15 protein-coding genes and 1 pseudogene are annotated in these 16,402 nt (G+C 59.9%); 3 read left to right on the top strand and 13 right to left on the bottom strand.

What is annotated here, in order from left to right; all coding sequences use genetic code 11:
- Positions 1 to 161 precede the first annotated feature (161 nt).
- The 4 genes and pseudogenes from J3P92_RS12945 to J3P92_RS12930 all read right to left on the bottom strand — a co-directional run.
- Positions 162 to 1,130: pseudogene (locus tag J3P92_RS12945) on the bottom strand (hypothetical protein); the annotation flags it as partial.
- A 73-nt stretch (positions 1,131 to 1,203) separates the two neighbouring features.
- The gene (locus tag J3P92_RS12940; RefSeq protein ID WP_434647361.1) at positions 1,204 to 2,352 is read right to left on the bottom strand and encodes an iron-containing alcohol dehydrogenase; all 1,149 of its coding nucleotides are present in this window, start codon (positions 2,350 to 2,352) and stop codon (positions 1,204 to 1,206) included.
- A gap of 172 nt (positions 2,353 to 2,524) precedes the next feature.
- Positions 2,525 to 3,898, bottom strand: a complete 1,374-nt coding sequence (locus J3P92_RS12935) for a sigma-54 interaction domain-containing protein (RefSeq protein ID WP_434647359.1) — start codon at positions 3,896 to 3,898, stop codon at positions 2,525 to 2,527.
- Positions 3,899 to 4,065: 167 nt separating this feature from the next.
- Positions 4,066 to 5,919: an ABC transporter ATP-binding protein gene (locus J3P92_RS12930; RefSeq protein ID WP_434647356.1), complete on the bottom strand. Its 1,854-nt coding sequence runs from the start codon at positions 5,917 to 5,919 to the stop codon at positions 4,066 to 4,068.
- Between the two features lie 359 nt (positions 5,920 to 6,278).
- Between J3P92_RS12930 and J3P92_RS12925 the strand changes: the two genes are divergently transcribed.
- A complete protein-coding gene (locus tag J3P92_RS12925; RefSeq protein WP_434647353.1) occupies positions 6,279 to 7,013 on the top strand; it encodes an NADPH-dependent F420 reductase in 735 nt (244 codons plus the stop codon).
- A 4-nt stretch (positions 7,014 to 7,017) separates the two neighbouring features.
- On the opposite strand, the gene J3P92_RS12920 is transcribed toward J3P92_RS12925, so the two are convergent.
- From J3P92_RS12920 to pstS, 6 genes are all read right to left on the bottom strand, one after another.
- The gene (locus tag J3P92_RS12920; RefSeq protein WP_420763962.1) at positions 7,018 to 7,644 is read right to left on the bottom strand and encodes a hypothetical protein; all 627 of its coding nucleotides are present in this window, start codon (positions 7,642 to 7,644) and stop codon (positions 7,018 to 7,020) included.
- The gene (locus tag J3P92_RS12915; protein WP_420763963.1) at positions 7,644 to 8,342 is read right to left on the bottom strand and encodes a hypothetical protein; all 699 of its coding nucleotides are present in this window, start codon (positions 8,340 to 8,342) and stop codon (positions 7,644 to 7,646) included. Before J3P92_RS12915 ends, J3P92_RS12920 begins: the two co-directional genes overlap by 1 nt.
- 94 nt (positions 8,343 to 8,436) lie before the next feature.
- Complete coding sequence (gene pstB, locus J3P92_RS12910) at positions 8,437 to 9,198, bottom strand: phosphate ABC transporter ATP-binding protein PstB (protein ID WP_025214260.1); 762 nt, start codon at positions 9,196 to 9,198, stop codon at positions 8,437 to 8,439.
- A gap of 75 nt (positions 9,199 to 9,273) precedes the next feature.
- The gene (gene pstA / locus J3P92_RS12905) at positions 9,274 to 10,185 is read right to left on the bottom strand and encodes a phosphate ABC transporter permease PstA (protein ID WP_039588462.1); all 912 of its coding nucleotides are present in this window, start codon (positions 10,183 to 10,185) and stop codon (positions 9,274 to 9,276) included.
- Positions 10,185 to 11,150, bottom strand: a complete 966-nt coding sequence (gene pstC / locus J3P92_RS12900) for a phosphate ABC transporter permease subunit PstC (RefSeq protein WP_420763964.1) — start codon at positions 11,148 to 11,150, stop codon at positions 10,185 to 10,187. Before pstC ends, pstA begins: the two co-directional genes overlap by 1 nt.
- Positions 11,151 to 11,223: 73 nt before the next feature.
- Positions 11,224 to 12,255, bottom strand: a complete 1,032-nt coding sequence (gene pstS, locus J3P92_RS12895; protein WP_420763965.1) for a phosphate ABC transporter substrate-binding protein PstS — start codon at positions 12,253 to 12,255, stop codon at positions 11,224 to 11,226.
- A 246-nt stretch (positions 12,256 to 12,501) separates the two neighbouring features.
- Here pstS and J3P92_RS12890 point away from each other — a divergent pair, with 246 nt between their 5' ends.
- Positions 12,502 to 13,260 carry a hypothetical protein gene (locus J3P92_RS12890; RefSeq protein ID WP_434647351.1) on the top strand — a complete coding sequence of 253 codons (759 nt, stop codon included), beginning with the start codon at positions 12,502 to 12,504 and terminating at the stop codon, positions 13,258 to 13,260.
- Between the two features lie 77 nt (positions 13,261 to 13,337).
- Here the strand turns inward: J3P92_RS12890 and J3P92_RS12885 are convergent, their stop codons facing one another.
- On the bottom strand, positions 13,338 to 14,345 hold the full coding sequence (locus J3P92_RS12885) for an NAD(P)-dependent oxidoreductase (RefSeq protein ID WP_420763967.1): 1,008 nt from the start codon (positions 14,343 to 14,345) through the stop codon (positions 13,338 to 13,340).
- 109 nt (positions 14,346 to 14,454) lie between these two features.
- On the opposite strand from J3P92_RS12885, the gene J3P92_RS12880 reads away from it, so the two are divergent.
- Positions 14,455 to 15,090 (top strand): TetR/AcrR family transcriptional regulator, encoded by a 636-nt coding sequence (locus J3P92_RS12880; protein WP_434647349.1) that lies wholly within the window; start codon positions 14,455 to 14,457, stop codon positions 15,088 to 15,090.
- A 22-nt stretch (positions 15,091 to 15,112) separates the two neighbouring features.
- On the opposite strand, the gene J3P92_RS12875 is transcribed toward J3P92_RS12880, so the two are convergent.
- Positions 15,113 to 15,544: a DUF1810 domain-containing protein gene (locus J3P92_RS12875; RefSeq protein ID WP_434647347.1), complete on the bottom strand. Its 432-nt coding sequence runs from the start codon at positions 15,542 to 15,544 to the stop codon at positions 15,113 to 15,115.
- Between the two features lie 55 nt (positions 15,545 to 15,599).
- Positions 15,600 to 16,292: a type 1 glutamine amidotransferase domain-containing protein gene (locus J3P92_RS12870; RefSeq protein WP_434647345.1), complete on the bottom strand. Its 693-nt coding sequence runs from the start codon at positions 16,290 to 16,292 to the stop codon at positions 15,600 to 15,602.
- Between the last annotated feature and the right edge of the window lie 110 nt (positions 16,293 to 16,402).

Below are 16,402 nucleotides of genomic sequence, written 5' to 3'. Positions count from 1 at the left end.
TATCCGCTCCCTTCCTGTTGTCCACTTCCAGTAACCCCGCTTCTCGAAAATCAGAAGATTGACCCACATACATAATCCACATCTCGACATCGACGCTCACTAACGGCTTGGACTGTTTCCGGCTCACACGCTCGCTACCAGAATTTTCCTAACGTCCAAGTGATGGCGACATCGGGACCAAAGATGCTCATGAACGCGTTGCGCGCGCCGAAGATCAGGTGAGCGCGATCGGCGTTGTAGTCGACGACTTCGTCGGTGCGCACGGTTTCTGCCTCATCGAGGAGCGATTTGGCGCTGAGCACGTCGCCGAACACGATGATGTAGGCCGCCAGCATGGTCGGCAACGCTGAGATGAACATGGAGACCGGCGGCATGCCCAGACCGAAGACGGTGTAGTCATTCCACAATCCGGCAAAGTCCGGTTGGCTGATTCCCCACTGAATCGTCGGCCATGGCGCCTCACCAAACAACGGTGCAATCACCACCGCCAGCAGGATGATCGGCAGGATGCCGAGCTTGGCGAAGTTCCACCAGAAGCGGTTGCGTTGCTTGAGCTCGTTGAAGTGCTGGGAAAAGATCAGGTAGAAGGCTATGCCCACCGCAATGGAGATGGTCCAGGGCAGTACATTGAATTTCCCGCCTACCTGGAACACCGCGATCACGGCACTCAAGCCAGCCCCGACGATGATGCCGGACTTGATTGCCGAGGGCACGAATTCCACAACCTTTTTCGCCATTCCAGTCGCCCCCAGGGCAATTAAAAATACGCCAAGCATCAGCTGGAAGGCTATCAAGGCATGGACACGCTCCGGGCCCATTGGGAACTGCGCGCAGTAAGCCATCAACAGAGGAACCGCCGGCGTGATCCAGCCAGGAACGGTCGGGTCACCGAGCAAATGGTGCGCCAGGTAAAGCAAGCCGTTGAGCATCACCACGGCAAGCGCGACTTCGAAAGGCATGCCCAGCAGTTCGGTCATCAGCGGGATCGCGGCCAGGTCCACGGCACACATCAACAAGCCTTGGAGGTAGTCTGGAAGTTCGATCTTGTAATGGAGAAACGGCAACCGGACCTTGAAAGGACCGAGCGGGATGTATGGACTTTCGCCCCGCTGCGCAGGAGTGTCAGTCATTGGGTTCACCTGTGTTATTGGTCTTGTAGTGGCGGGCGCAGGCTCCGGGAAACCGGAGCCATGGCTTTATGGATCAGTAGGCGGCGCGATAGATCTTCTCGATATCGGCGGCCGTCAGCTTGCGCGGGTTGTTGCGCATCAAACGGTCGATCTTGCTGGCCTCCTCCGCCATCGCTGGGATGGCCTCCTCGGGCACGTTGAAACTGCGCAGCCCGGAGGGAATATCAACGCCAGCACACAGATCCGCCATGGCTTTCACAGCCTGGTCCGCAGCGTCCCTGTCGCTCAGGTTCGCGACGCGCACGTCCATGGCTTCGGCGATGTCACGGAAACGCTCGACGCAAGCCGTCTTGTTCCACTCCATTACGTACGGCAGCAGCAAGGCGTTGCTGACGCCATGGGCGATGTTGAACCGTCCGCCGAGCGGGTACGCCAGCGCATGCACCGCCCCTACCCCCGCGTTGCCAAACGCCATGCCGGCCATCAGGCTCGCGGTGGCCATGTCTTCCCGGGCTTGCAGGTTGGTTGGGTTGGCATAAGCCTTCGGCAGCGCCTTGCTGATCAACTTGATCGCACCGAGCGCGATGGCATCGGTGATTGGCGAAGCGTTGACTGAAAGATAGGACTCGACCGCATGCACCAGCGCATCGACGCCACTGGCCGCCGTCACACTGCGTGGGCAGGTCAACGTCATGGTCGGACTGACCAGCGCCACGTCCGGTAGCAGGTAGTCACTGACGATGCCTTTTTTCAGCTGTGCTTGCTTGTCGGAGAAAATCGCGACGTTGGTCACTTCCGAACCTGTGCCGGCAGTTGTCGGGATAGCAATCAAGGGCGGGCCCTTGCGTTTCACCAGATCGACTCCGAACAGTTCCGTCAGCGGACCTGCATGACCGGCATACGCCGCGACGCCCTTGGCAATATCGATGGCACTGCCGCCACCCACCGCAATCAATCCGTCGTGCCCACCCTCGCGATAGGCGCGAGTGCACTCCTCCACGATGGCCACCTCAGGCTCCGGTTTGACCTGGTCGAAAACGCCGTAGTGGCGATCACCGAGTTGCGCTAGCGCCAGGTCCACAGTGCCGGAGTTCACCAGGACGGTGTCCGTGACGATCAGAGGGTTCTTGATCTCAAGGCGCGTCAGCTCAGCGCAAAGCTGCTCGATTGCGCCGGGTCCGGTGATTAATTTATTGGCGATTTTGATAAAAGAAATGTTCATCGGGCTCGTCCAGTTGATGTTGTTTTATGGAAGACGTGCCAAATGGGATAGCGAAAGACGTGCCAATGCCCTGGAAGCCCCGCCCTACGGGACTTTTGCGTGAATTATGGGCTTTTTTACCGGTGAGCTCCGATTAGTTTTCTGATCGTTTTACCCTACATTGATCAGAATCCTAATCAGACTGTTCCCAGCGTTTCATTTTCTGCACCACAGTCGCCTGGCTCACCCCTAATGCCTTGGCCGCAGGGCGCGTGGTCTTGTGCGCAAGCAGCGCGGCGCGAATCGCGCTGCGCTCGGCATTTTCCAATACCTTGCGCAGTGGCAGCCCCGCGTCATTGGTTTTCGACGGATTAAGGTTGAGGATCTCTTCCGGCATATCAAGCGCCTCGACAGTCCCGGTCTGATTGGTCACCACCAGCCGTTCGACGACATTGATCAACTCGCGAATATTGCCGGGCCAGGCGTATTCGCACATCAAGTCGAGGGCATCCAGACTCCACTGGACCTGGCGTTCATAACGAACGTTGAATCGGTCGAGGTAGTAACGCAGGAGTGGCGCAATCTCCTCCCGACGTTCGCGCAGTGCCGGTATGTGAATCGGCACCACGTTGAGCCGGTAATACAAATCAGCCCGAAAATGCCCCTCCGCCACCCGCTGCTTGAGGTCATGGTGGGTGGCGCTGATGATGCGTACATCCACCTCCTTCAATTCCAGGCCGCCGACAGGAATGAAGCGGTTTTCTTCGATGACCTTGAGCAGCTTGACCTGCACCGGCAGCGGAAGATCACCAATCTCATCAAGAAACAACGTACCGTGATGCGCCAGTTCGAGCAGGCCACGCTTGCCTTTGGGACCTGCGCCAGTGAACGCCCCAGGTGCATAGCCAAACAGCTCGGCTTCGATCAGATTCTCGGGCAGCGCGCCGCAGTTGAGCGCGAGGAAGGGTTCGCTGGCACGTGGGCTGGCGTTATGGATGAATTGCGCGACGAGGGTCTTCCCGACGCCGGTTTCGCCTTGAAGCAATACCTTCACCGAGCTGCTCGCAACCTGCCGGGCCAGCGAAAGGACGCGGCCGGAAACCTCCTGATCGGCCATGAGCGGAGAACGCAGCAGATTGTCCCGTTGCCCGGCATGAAGCTTGGCGGTGCTGTTGCGCAGTTGTTTGAGCTGTTGCAACTCATCGCGCTCGTGTTTCATGCGCAGCAGTTCAGTCATGTCGCGCACGGTGCTGACCACGTATGAAATTCGCTTTCCAGCGTCGAGAATTGGCGTGGCACTGACGAGCAACTTCTTGCCATGGCTCAGGCTCTGCATCACCGATACCGGCCGACCACCCTGTAACACCCGCAATGTGGCCGATTGCGAGATGACGCCCTCCTTCACCAGCTCCTGCATGGATCGACCGACGAGATCCGCACCACTGAGCCCGGTCAGGCGCTCATAGGCTTGATTTACTTTTAGCGTATTGCCGTCGCCATCCGTGATGTAGACGCCGTCATGGAGAGCGTTGAGCAGTTCTTCGAAGCTGGCGTCATTGACGTTCACCGGGGAGGTTCCTTCAGGGGGAGCTGTCATATGCAGAGGGTACATTCTTGCAAAACCCCGCCTGCGAGAAAATCGCTTCCCTGGAACAAGCCCTGAAATGCGCGGGTCTTTCGGTTTGCGCGATTACACGGAACCGAAATCGTGTGTTGTTCCGATACTGAGCCAGCCTACTCCACCGCCTCAACCATCCCCTGATCCTCCCCCAGGAAACCGCCACTCTGGTGATGCCACAATCGCGCATAGGTCCCGTTCTTCCTGAGCAGCTCGGCGTGGGTGCCCTGCTCGATGATGCGGCCTTCATCCATGACGATGAGCCGGTCCATGGCAGCGATCGTCGACAGTCGATGGGCAATGGCGATCACGGTCTTGCCCTTCATCATTTCATCGAGGCTTTCCTGGATGGCGACCTCGACTTCTGAGTCCAGTGCGCTGGTGGCTTCGTCAAGCAGCAGGATCGGGGCGTTCTTGAGCATCACCCGGGCAATGGCGATGCGTTGTCGCTGGCCTCCCGAAAGCTTGATCCCACGCTCCCCAACCAGGGTGTCGTAGCCGCAATGACCTTGCTTGTCACTCAGTTGGCTGATGAATCCATCGGCTTGAGCGCTGATCGCGGCGCTGCGGATCTGCGCGTCGGTTGCATCGGGGCGGCCATAGGCGATGTTGTCGCGGATGGAGCGGTGCAACAGCGACGTGTCCTGGGTGACCATGCCGATGGCACTGCGCAAGCTGTCCTGGGTGACGTGGGCGATATTCTGCCCATCGATCCGAATCTCGCCGCTGTCCACGTCATAGAAACGCAGCAGCAGGTTGATCAGCGTGGATTTCCCGGCGCCGGAACGGCCTACCAGGCCGATCTTTTCGCCCGGGCGGATGCTCAGGCTCAGACCATCGAGCACCTGTCGTTCGCCGTTATAGTTGAAGCGCACCTTATCGAAGGTCACCGCGCCGCCCGTGGTGACCAGCACGCCGGCGTCTGGCGCATCCTGCACCTTGGGGCCGCGGGTCAGGGTCGCCATGCCATCCTGCACCGTGCCGATGTTCTCGAACAGCGAGGTCATTTGCCACATGATCCAGTGCGACATGCCATTGATGCGCAACGCCATGGCGGTAATCGCCGCGACGGCACCGGTGCCGACTTCGCCTTGGTGCCATAGCCAAAGGGCATAACCGCCCGAGCCCATGATCAACCCGACCACCAAGGCCTGGTTGACGATCTCGAACTGGCTGACCAAGCGCATCTGGCGAAAGCCGGTTTGCTTGAAATCCTCCATGGCGGCGCGCGCAAAATGCGCTTCGCGCTTGGAGTGGGAGAACAGCTTTACCGTGGTGATGTTGGTGTAGGCGTCTGAAACTCGCCCGGTCATCGACGACCGCGCATTGGCCTGTTCCTGCCCTACTTTCTCCAGGCGCGGCACGAAGTAGCGCATGGCGACACCGAACAAGACCATCCAGGCAATGAAAGGCAGCATCAGTTTCAGGTCGAAACCGCCTGCCAGGGCAATGATCGCGATGAAGTACACGCCGATTCCGGGAACGATCTCGATGATGGTGAACAGCACCTCACGCACCGACAGCGCCGTCTGCATCACTTTGGTGGTGACCCGGCCGGAAAACTCATCCGAAAAGAACGACAGGCTTTGCCTCAGCATCAGCCGGTGAAAATCCCAGCGCAGGCGCAACGGCAAGTTGATCGCTAGAATCTGGTGCTGCACCATCGTGCGCAACGCGACCAGCCCAACGCTGGCCACCAGGATGATGCCGATGCCCCACAGCACCCGACTCTCTTGCGCTGCCGCATCGCCGCCTGCCTGCCAGGTCGAGAGCAAGTCCACGACCTGACCGAGGAAAGAAAACAGCCAGGCTTCGTAGATCGACACACCGGCACTGAGCAGCGCGAATGCGAGAATGTAACCGCGTGCGCCTCGCGTGCAAGCCCACAGGAACCGCGCCAGACCGTCGGGTGGCGGGGGGACTTCATCGGGTGGGAAAGGGTCTAGCCGTTGTTCAAATAGGCGAAGCATGGTGATTTCCAAAACGATCTGACGAATAGATAGTCGCATTTAAAGGATGCGTTGAGGGTTTTGGACGCGCAGGCAGTGCCGTTTGCTCAGAATTTTTACCCGCAGAGGGCCGGAATTTCTCCGGCTCCCGCTGAAATACGAAAAATGAAGAAAAACGCCATGCCCTTGGACGAGTTCCTGCATGACGTTCTTGAATTGCTCGAAATCGACTCCACAGGAACTTGTCGTCGAGCGCGCCAAGCCATTACGGTTTGCCGAATCCAACGGCTCACATGACGAGATTCTAAGTTTGCTGGCCGGATACAGGCCGGCGCAGGAATGATGAAACTTGCAGACTGTCCACAAGCGAGGTGACTGAAATGAAAATCGGAATTATCGGCGCAGGCAACATTGGGGCGACCCTTGCCCGCAAACTCGCGGCGTGCGGCCATGACGTCAAACTGGCGAACTCGAAAGACCCTCAAAGCATCCAGAAACTTGCCAGCGAAATCGGCGTGCATGCCGTGACCAAGGATGATGCGGTGTCTGGCGTGGACGCTGTAATCCTGTCGATTCCATTTGCTAGATACCCTGACCTCAAGCAGACGTTGAGCAATGCTTCCCCGAAGACCGTCGTCATCGATACTTCCAATTACTATCCGGGTCGTGACGGGGCAATCAAGGAAGTTGAGGACGGCAAGCCCGAGAGCGTCTGGGTGAGCGAACAGCTTGGTCGCCCGGTGGTCAAGGCATGGAATGCCCTGCTCGCCGCCACGCTTGCCGACAAAGGCCAGCCGGCGGAAGCTTCAACGCGCATCGCGATACCCGTGGCTGGGAACGATGCCGCCGCTGTGGCGCTAGCGCAGGATCTTGTCGAGCAGACAGGCTTTACCGCTTTTGCCGCCGGTAGCCTCGAAGCCTCATGGCGTCAGCAGCCAGGCACACCGGCTTACTGCACTGAATTGACGCTGCCGGAGCTGGAAACGGCGCTGGACGCGGCAGAAAAGGCACGGGCACCGCAAAACCGCGACGCACTGATCGCCAGGTTCATGGATCCCGGCAGTCAGCTTACCCATGAGCAGATTGTGGCCCTGAATCGCACGATGACAGCCTGACTTGCTAGCCGGTCGTAACCCGGCGCAACGGAGCCCGCTGGACCGGCCTCTGCTGCCAATCAAGCTGCGCCTGGACCATGGCCACCGCATCCAGCACCTTCTGCGCCCAGCCTTCATCCTCCGGATGCACCACGACAACGCGAAACCCGTGGTCATCCCCTTCAATCTGCACACCCTCGGAATCATCGACGTGCAAGTCGATATCGAACGCCGGCGGGTACTTGGAGGGTGAGTTGGACAGCCCATGCACCGTCAAGGCGCGGTTGTGCAGCACGCTGTTGACGACGCCGTCGACGCGGATGCCGTACAGCAGCAGCCAACGCCTGATGTAGGACGGCGTGCGGCCAGACGATGTGTAGACCCAGATACTGCAACCCTGGCGACGCAGCTCCCGGATCAGCGAGCGCGTACCCATGCGCAGCGGCTCTCCCAGCCAGCGGTGAACACAGGCCGGCAACCGGCTTCGCTCGACATCGCAGTGGTGCAGTTGACAGGCGAGCGTGTCGTCGATGTCGAACGAAATGCGTATGCGCTGGCGTTGGAGCAGCCGCGTCGGATTGACGCTGCGGATAGCCTGCCCTACCCGGCCACCTAAGGTTTTGCATCCGGCGAGCACCAGAGCCCTGCTCATCAGTGGCGGCCCTGTGAGACGGGCAAGGATTTGCCCTCGAGGAAGAATTTCATTGGGTCCGGTGCCTGTTCTTCGAGGAACGCTGCGTATTTCTTCTTGATCTTGGGCAATTCATACAAAGCCTTGACGCCATGCTTGGCGGAGTTGCGTATGACCGAGGACGGATTGAAGTAGCCCTCGGCATTTTCCAGTGACAGCACAAAAGGAGGAAGCCCCGCGCGCATGAGCAGATAGCTGACGATGAGCGACCCACTGCGGTTGTTGCCCTCGATGAACAACTGCGGCTTGCTGAGAATGCGTACATAGACGCCGGCCGCACGCTTCCACACCGACTCACTGCGATACGCGCAATACCAGTTGTACAAGTCCTTGATGCCGCCCTCAACGTTGTTGAAGAAATGCGCCTCGGTCGCCGCCAGGTGCTGGGCGTATTCCAGCCGGCGCACGGGGTCTCGGCCACACAGCACCGTGGCGTTGATCTCAAGCATCAGGTTCAGTTGCTGGAGATCGAACAGGTCGACGCCGCGGGCCACATAGTCGTCAATCAGCCCATAGCCTTCAAGCACATTTTGCAGCACTTCATCCGTCAGGGGGTCCCGCGGCTCCGTGAAGTGCCGGCTCAGCGCGGCGAAGCTCTTTTGCACTTCGCGCAGTGCGCGCTCAATCGCAGGCAAATCAAGGCGATGCGTAGCAGGCATTGGTGCTCCTTGGAAACGCTTGGTAAATGTCTACCGGATGCCCGCCAAATCCATTTGGCTTCTGCAGGGATGCGGCCTCGACCGGGGATGTGGCTTAGCTGAACTTGCCGCTGATGTAATCGCCGGTCATCTGTTCACGGGGGTTATCGAAAATCTGCGTCGTCGGGCCCATCTCCACCAGATAGCCGGTGCGTGTGCCCTGGGAGATGTCCACGGAGAAAAACGCTGTGGTGTCAGCAACGCGGATGGCTTGCTGCATGTTGTGAGTCACCAGCGCGATGGTGTAGTCCTTTTTCAACTCGACCATCAGTTCCTCGACCCGCCGGGTAGCGATCGGGTCGAGCGCCGAACAGGGTTCATCCAGCAGCAATACTTCCGGCTCGGTGGCGATGGCGCGGGCAATGCACAGCCGTTGTTGCTGGCCACCGGAGAGCGACAGGCCGCTGACCTTGAGCTTGTCCTTGACCTCGTCCCACAGCGCCGCGCCTTGCAGCGCATGCTTGACCCGGTCGCCAATGTCACCTTTATAGCGATTGAGGCGCAGGCCGAACGCGACGTTGTCGAAGATGCTCATCGAGAACGGGTTCGGCTGTTGGAACACCATGCCGATATAACGGCGCACCACCACCGGGTCGACACCCTTGCCGTAGACGTCCTGGCCAAGAAAATGCACGTGGCCCTCGAAGCGGAACCCCTTCACCAGATCGTTCATCCGGTTGAGGCTGCGCAGCACGGTGCTCTTGCCGCAGCCGGATGGGCCGATGAAGCCGGTGATCTTGTTTTTCTCGATCGGTACGTGGCTGTCACGCACCGCCATGAAGTTGCCATAGAAAATCTTGTCCAGTTTGCAGTCCATGACTACAGGCGCCTGGGTGACAAACGGAGCGGCTATTTGCGCAGTGGATACGTTCAAGATCAGATGCTCCCGTTCTCAATACTTGGGCTTGCCGAAAATACGGCTGATGATGTTCACGACCAGCACGATCATCACCAGCACCAACGAGGCCGCCCAGGCGAGCTCCAATTGGTTGTCGAAAGGCATGCCGGAAAAGTTGTAGATCAGCACGGCAAGCGATGCCGTCGGATTCATGACCTCCAGGTTGCCTTGGTGGTAGATCCAGTAGTTGCTGAACAGCGCGGTAAACAGCAACGGCGCGGTTTCGCCGGCGGCGCGCGCCACCGCCAGCATCACGCCGGTGAGGATCGCGGGCATGCCGGTGGGCAAGATGATTTTCCAGATCACCTGCGAGCGGGTGCAGCCCATGCCATAGGCGGCGTCTTTCATGATCTTGGGCACCATCCGCATCGACTCTTCCGCCGTCAGCACGACGATAGGCAGCATCAGCACCGCCAGCGCCACGCCACCGGCCGGTGCCGAATACGTGCCGGTGGTCATCACCACCAGGGCATAAGCGAAGACACCGGCAAGAATCGATGGCAGACCCGTGAGCATCTTGGCCGCAAAACGCGCGGCGTTTGCCAGTTTGCTGTCCGGCCCCAGCTCTGCGAGGAAGATCGCTGCCATGATGCCGACGGGCACCGCAATGGCCGCCGCGATACCCACCATTACGAAGGTGCCTGCCATGGCGTTGCCGAAGCCGCCACCCATCTCGAAGCCAGTCGGTGGCAGCTCGGTGAACACTTCCAGGTTCAAGCGCGCACCGCCGCGGGTGATCAGCATGTACAGCACCGAAATCAGCGGTACGCTTGCCAGCAGTGCCCCCGCCCAGACCAGGGTGGTCAAGATCAGGCTGCGCAGGGCCCGGCCCTCGAACCTGCGTTGCAGGCTGGGCATCGCGCCCGCTGGAGCCGTCAAATCTGTTGCAGCAGTGAGATCAGTCATCACTTGTTACCCCGTTGGGCGTACATCATGATCATCGAACCGATGATGTTCACCAGTAGCGTGATGAACATCAGCACCAGCGCGGCATACATCAACACCTCGATCTCGTTCGGCCCGGCCTCGGGGAAGTTCAGCGCCAACAGCGCCGCGAGGGTATTGGCCGGTGCGAACAGCGAGAGCGAAAGCGTGTTGGCGTTACCGACCAGCATGGCCAGCGCCATCGTTTCACCCAGCGCCCGGCCCAAGCCAAGGACCAGCGAGCCGAAGATGCCGGTGGCGGCAGACGGCACCATCACCTTGAGAATCGCTTCCCAGTGGGTGGTGCCCATGCCGTAGGCGGCCTGCTTGGTTTTCATCGGTACGGCCGTGAGCGCATCCTGGGAAACGGCGGCAATGGTTGGCAGGATCATGATGGCCAGCACCAGCGCCGCAGGGAGCAGCCCCGGCCCGCTCAAGGAAGTGCCGAAGAACGGAATCCAGCCCAGTTCGCTGTTCAACCAAGTCGTCAGCGGACGGATCGCAGGGATGACCACGTAGATGCCCCATAGGCCGTAGACGACGCTGGGGATAGCCGCGAGCAGTTCGACGATGGTGCGAAAAATGGCGGCGAGCTTGGGGGGCAGAAAATCCTGGGTCAGGAAAATCGCCATGCTGACGCCGAAGAAACCTGCAATGAGCAATGCGATCAACGCGCTGTAGAGCGTGCCCCAGATCGCCGGCAGGATGCCGTATTTACCTTGGTTAACGTCCCAGACAGTGCCGAAAAGCACATCCGTGCCATGCTTCTCCATGCCCGGAAGCGCCTTGCGCCCCACCTCGAACACCAGCGCGAATACCAGCGCCAGGATCAGAACCACCCCGATGCGTGCAAGCGCACGGAAGGTGCGATCAACCAGGAAGTCCTTCGCCGATGGTGGTTGGCAGGCAGAGTCCGGATTAACCGGTACGACAAAAGGTTTGTTCATTGGCTAAGTCCGAACAAGGGAAAAGCTCTCCCGGCGCGGCTGATCGCGCACGCACCGGGAGAGGCCTCATGCATCACTGAATGTTGGCGGACGCTTTGCGAACCTGCTCGACGACGGAGGCCGGCAGTGGGATGTAACCCATCGAGTCGGCAATCTTCTGGCCTTCGGTCAGGCTGTATTCGACCATTTCACGCATGGCCTTGGCCTTGGCCGGATTGCCGTTGTCCTTGCGGAAGATCATCCAGGTGTAGGACGTGATCGGGTAGGACTTGGCACCGTCCGGATCAGGCAGCCACGACACCAGGCTTTGCGGCATCTTCACCGCAGCCAAGGCCTCGGCACCGCTTTCGGCGTTCGGCACGACGTACTGGCCGGCCTTGTTCTGCAACTGGGCAAAGTCGACCTTGGCGAGTTTGGCGAAGCCGTATTCGATGTAGCCAATCGCACCCGGGGTCTGGCGCACGGTGGCCGTCACACCATCGTTCTTCGGCGACTTGATGAACTTGTCGCTGGCCGGCCAGTTGACCGTATTGCCCTCGCCCAGCGCCTGCTTGAACTCAGGGTTGATGGTCGCCAAATGCTTGGTGAACACCGCAGTCGTACCGCTGGAGTCCGCACGCACAACGACGGTGATCGGCGTATCGGACAGTTTCAGGTCCGGGTTGGCGGCGACGATCTGAGGATCGTTCCAACGGGTGATCTTGCCCAGGAAAATGTTGGAGTAAACGTCCCGTGGCAGCTTCAGGCCCTTGGGATTGCCCGGCAGGTTATAGGCCAGGACGATTTCACCGGCCGTCATCGGCAGCAACTGCACGCCTTCGGCGACCTTGGCGATGTCTTCGTCTTTCATGGCCGAGTCGCTGGCGGCGAAATCGACGGTCTTGTTCAGGAAATCCTGAACCCCGGCGCCGCTGCCCTTGGATTGGTAATCCACGGTGACACCGTCGGACTTCTTGCTGAAATCCTTGAACCAGGTGAGGTAGATCGGCGCGGGGAAACTGGCGCCAGAGCCCGTCAGGCGGACGCTCTCTGCGGCGAAGGATGCCGAGCTGGCACAAAGAGAAACCGTAACGGCAAGCGCAGCAGACTTCATCAAACTTTTCATTAAAGGAAACTCCTTGTGATGACGGGCTGAGGAACTCTGCAACAGAGTTGTTACGTTTTTATGAAGATCGAATGGCAACGTCGCTTTTTTCGACCTGACATGTTCCTGTCAGCGGCCCGTCACCCTGACGTCAGTTCCCTGCGCCTAAGGTAGGCCTTGATCTCTCTGAGGTGGTTGCGCGAGCAACAGGCCCGGTGGGACGTCGTTTTTTGCTGGCCTCATGCATCAGCGGAAGGAGAAACGCTAATGAGCCATCCCGATGGGCACGACAGCACGCTCGATCAATTGACCTGGCGGGCGACCCTTGACCGCAATCTGGACAAGAAAGACCTGTTGCTTCACATGCTCGCCGAACAGCAGTTCGTGGCCGCGCAGCTGCGAGCCCGCAATATGGATCATCGGGACTATCTGCTCGCGGTGATTGATTCGGCATCGGCCGTGAGCGAAGGCGCAGGCCAACCCTCCCCCTTCGATGCCCATCGAATGCGTCGCGTCATTACCGAGGCGGCCGCGAGGGGCCATTGGGGCAAGGCAGGCGAACGTGGCCGGACTCAGGGGATCGCCGCTCATTACGATGCCCAGGGCTGCGCCGCGATCGTCGTCGATATCGAGATGAGCGATGAGCGCCGCTTGATTGTTCATCGCGCGGTCGTAGTGGCGGACCTGGGTCATGTAGAGAGCCCAGGCCGTGTGCGTTCGCAGCTTGAAGGCGCCTGGCTGATGGGCGTGGCACTGGTGACGTCTTGTGATATCGGGCCCGCGATGGGCAATCGTTGCGCGATACTGGCCAACCGTGCGAGTTGGCCACTGGTTCCATGGTTGCCAGGCGAAATCGCCGTGCACCTGATCAACCCAACGGGTGCTGCCAATGTCGGGCAGCCCAGTCAGGTGAGCTACGTACCGGTCGTCCGGGCCCTTTGCAGCGCAATTTGCCAGGGCCCGGACAACCGAGCCAGCGACGCGCGGCTCAGCAGCCAGGTGCTCGAAAAGGCCAGCGAACGTTGAGCCGTTGCCTGGGGCAAGAGTCTGCCCTGCGTCGAGGTTCTGCCAGGCGCCAGCTTAGGAAGCGCTGATTCGCAGCATCATTGCACCTGCAACCGGCGCAACTCGCCGCCCTCTTGTTTCAAGCGTTCCAGGTACGCCGCAGCGTCCAACAACTGATAGGGAAAATAAAGCCCTGCCGACGTCACCGGCTGACCATCCAACCCAAGCAGGCGTTCAAGAAGCATGGCGACGCTAAGGCCGGTCAGCGGCGCCGTGCCCGCCGGGTGAACGACGGCGTGACGGGTGCGCAGCGGTTCGCCTTTCAGGTCCGCGCCGGCAAGCTCGATGATGATTTCGGTGGACATCGGTTGTCCTTGTCGCCGACTGGAGCTCACCCCGATGCCAATGTTGAACTGGACATTGGCCGCGCCCGTCGCAGCCGCCAGGCCGGCGACATCAATGGATGAGAAGCCGCCGGCGTCGATTGACGTACCGTCCACGGCTTGGAACTGCGTATTGGAATGTTCGCCTTCACGCCATACGAACACCCCGTCGCGCCTTGTCAGCGCTGCGGGGAGCATCTTGTTGAGGTGTTCGAAATCGCTGGCGACGGTCGGCCCGCCAGTGTCCTGCTCATCGACCAGCGCATCGATGCGGATATCATCGATCCGGCCAAATTCCCGGGCCACGCTCAACGTCGCCGCCGTCGTTGCGCCGGCCATCCATTCGTAACCCAGAACAATGGGCGAGGCGCCTGGCGCATGCATGTACATTGCGATTTCGGGGGCGATCTCGAAGACCCCGGAAGATATGCTCAGGTGCGGCACCCCGCGCTTTTGCGCATAGCGCAATCCGGCGAGGGCGTGGTCCATGTAGAAAACCACCACGGCGCTGACCGGACGATCGCCGAGGCCCAGGTCGTCTGCGCTGGAATCGATCACCACGGCCTGCGCCCCGCCCATCTGCGCTGCGACCCGTTGGGCCTTCGCAAGGTCCCGCCCACCAATCAGCAGCGGCACGTCTGGATAAGCGGCGCGTAGCGCTCGGGCTGTGTGGTGGCCGATTGCGCCGGAACCGCCCATGAACAAGATAGGATTGAGTGACATTGTTTGTTCTCCTTGTTTCCGGGTTGACCTACTATTAGTAGGTAACCTAGCACACCATCACCGACAGTTACCTACCATTGGTAGGTTTTTTTGAATTGGAAGCGACAACGTGCAAAAAGAAATCGAGCCGACCCCTGTCAGCGCTCCGCCCCGCAGGCTTTCTAAAGCCGAACGGCGACGCCAGCTACTGGACACTGCCTTGTTGATCGTGCGCGAGGAAAACGCCGACCGACTGACCCTGGGCCACCTGGCCGTCCGCGCCGGTGTGTCCAAGCCCGTCGTCTATGATCATTTCGGGACACGCTCGGGGCTGTTGATCGAGCTCTACAAGTGGATCGATACCGAGCGGGTCAACGCGTTCCGGGACGCGATGTCCAGCACCACCCTGAGCCTTGAGCAAACCGCCCAGGCCCTGGCCAGCGCCTACATCCAGTGCGCGGCGGACCATACCGACGAGTTTCACGCGGTGGGCGCGGCCTTGGCCGGCAGTGACGAAAAGGCGGCGTTCCAGGAATTGCTCGACAATTGCGTAAAGATGTTCATGGCCGTTCTCAAGCCCCACGCCCGTCTGGCAGAAGCCGAACTTGAGCGGTGCTGCATCGGCCTGGTCGGCGCGGGAGAAGCGCTCTCCGGCGCCTTGGTTAGGGGGCGACATGGCGAGGACGAAGTGATCGAAGCGTTCACGGCATTGATACAGGGCGTTCTGAAGCCGATGTCCTCGCAGCCTCAGGAACCTGCTGATTAGGTCGGTGTGACGCGTCCGCCGTTCATACCTGTTGCTCAAGCAGGGCGAGGGTTTTGCGATCCGGCTCGCCGGAATAGAACTGGTCGAGCGCCTGTTGATACAAAGAAGAGCCCGACTGGGCGCTGACGAACAGCGTAAGACAGGAACGAAACTTCATATCATCGGGCGAGCCGAATATGCGCTCGGCGCTGACGTCGCTGTGTTGCAACACCGCTTCAACAGAGCTCTCCAGTCGCGGACCGAGCACATCGTGTTGCAGATACGCGCGGGCCTCGGCAAGGCCGGAAATGGCGAAGCGACTGGCCATTTCGGAACGGCCAAGCCCGCGCAATTGCGGGAATATGAACCACATCCAGTGGCTCGTCTTACGGCCCGCACGCAACTCATCCATGACGCGACTGAATACCGGGTGTTGCGCGTCAACGAAACGGGCCAGATTGTATGGGTCGTGCATGTTTGATGCTCCTCCAACGGGAGCGACTTGATCGGTCGCCCCCACAAAGCCGGATTCAAGCGCTCTGCTCTTGCTTCAGCCGCTTGAGCAACGCATGGGCGGCCGCTTGCGATGAGGCCGGATTCTGGCCGGTGATCAGGTGCCCATCCTCCACCACATGACTCGCCCAGTCCGCTCCCTTGGAGTATTGGGCGCCTTTGGCCTTGAGCATGTCCTCCACCAAAAACGGCACCACTTGCGTCAGGCCCACCGCCTCTTCTTCGGAGTTGGTGAATCCGGTGACTTTTTTACCTTTCACCACAGGCTCGCCATCCGGTGCGTTGACATCCTTGAACACCCCAGGCGCATGGCAGACCGCGGCGATGGGTTTGTTCGATGCATAAAAGGCTTCGATGAGGGTCTTGGAGTCGGTGTCTTCGGCGAGATCCCACAGGGGGCTGTGGCCGCCAGGATAGAACACCGCATCGAAATCATAGGGATCGATCTCGCCCAGCGGCACGGTATCGGCCAGTGCCGCTTGGGCGCTGGTATCCGTGGCGAAGCGCCGCGTGGCGTCGGTCTGGGCTTGTTCCTCATCGCTCTTGGGGTCCAGAGGGGGCTGCCCGCCCTTCGGGGACGCCAGCGTCACCGCGGCGTTGGCGTCGATGAACTCGTAATAAGGGGCCGCGAATTCTTCCAGCCAGAAACCGGTCTTCTTGCCGGTGTCGCCCAACTGATCATGAGATGTAAGTACCATCAAAATTTTCATGTACACCTTTCCTCCGATCGGTAATGGGCGAAATGCATCCGCCCTGCATTATTGTCAGAGGCTGCATCGCGGTAGACGTTCAAGTCGTTAGCGCCACGCCGCGATGCAAA

The organism is Pseudomonas sp. D3-27 (assembly GCF_051132165.1).
Classification (GTDB): Bacteria; Pseudomonadota; Gammaproteobacteria; order Pseudomonadales; family Pseudomonadaceae; genus Aquipseudomonas.
The sequence above is the reverse complement of the archived record's forward strand: the minus strand, read 5'-3'. Positions and strand labels throughout refer to the sequence as shown.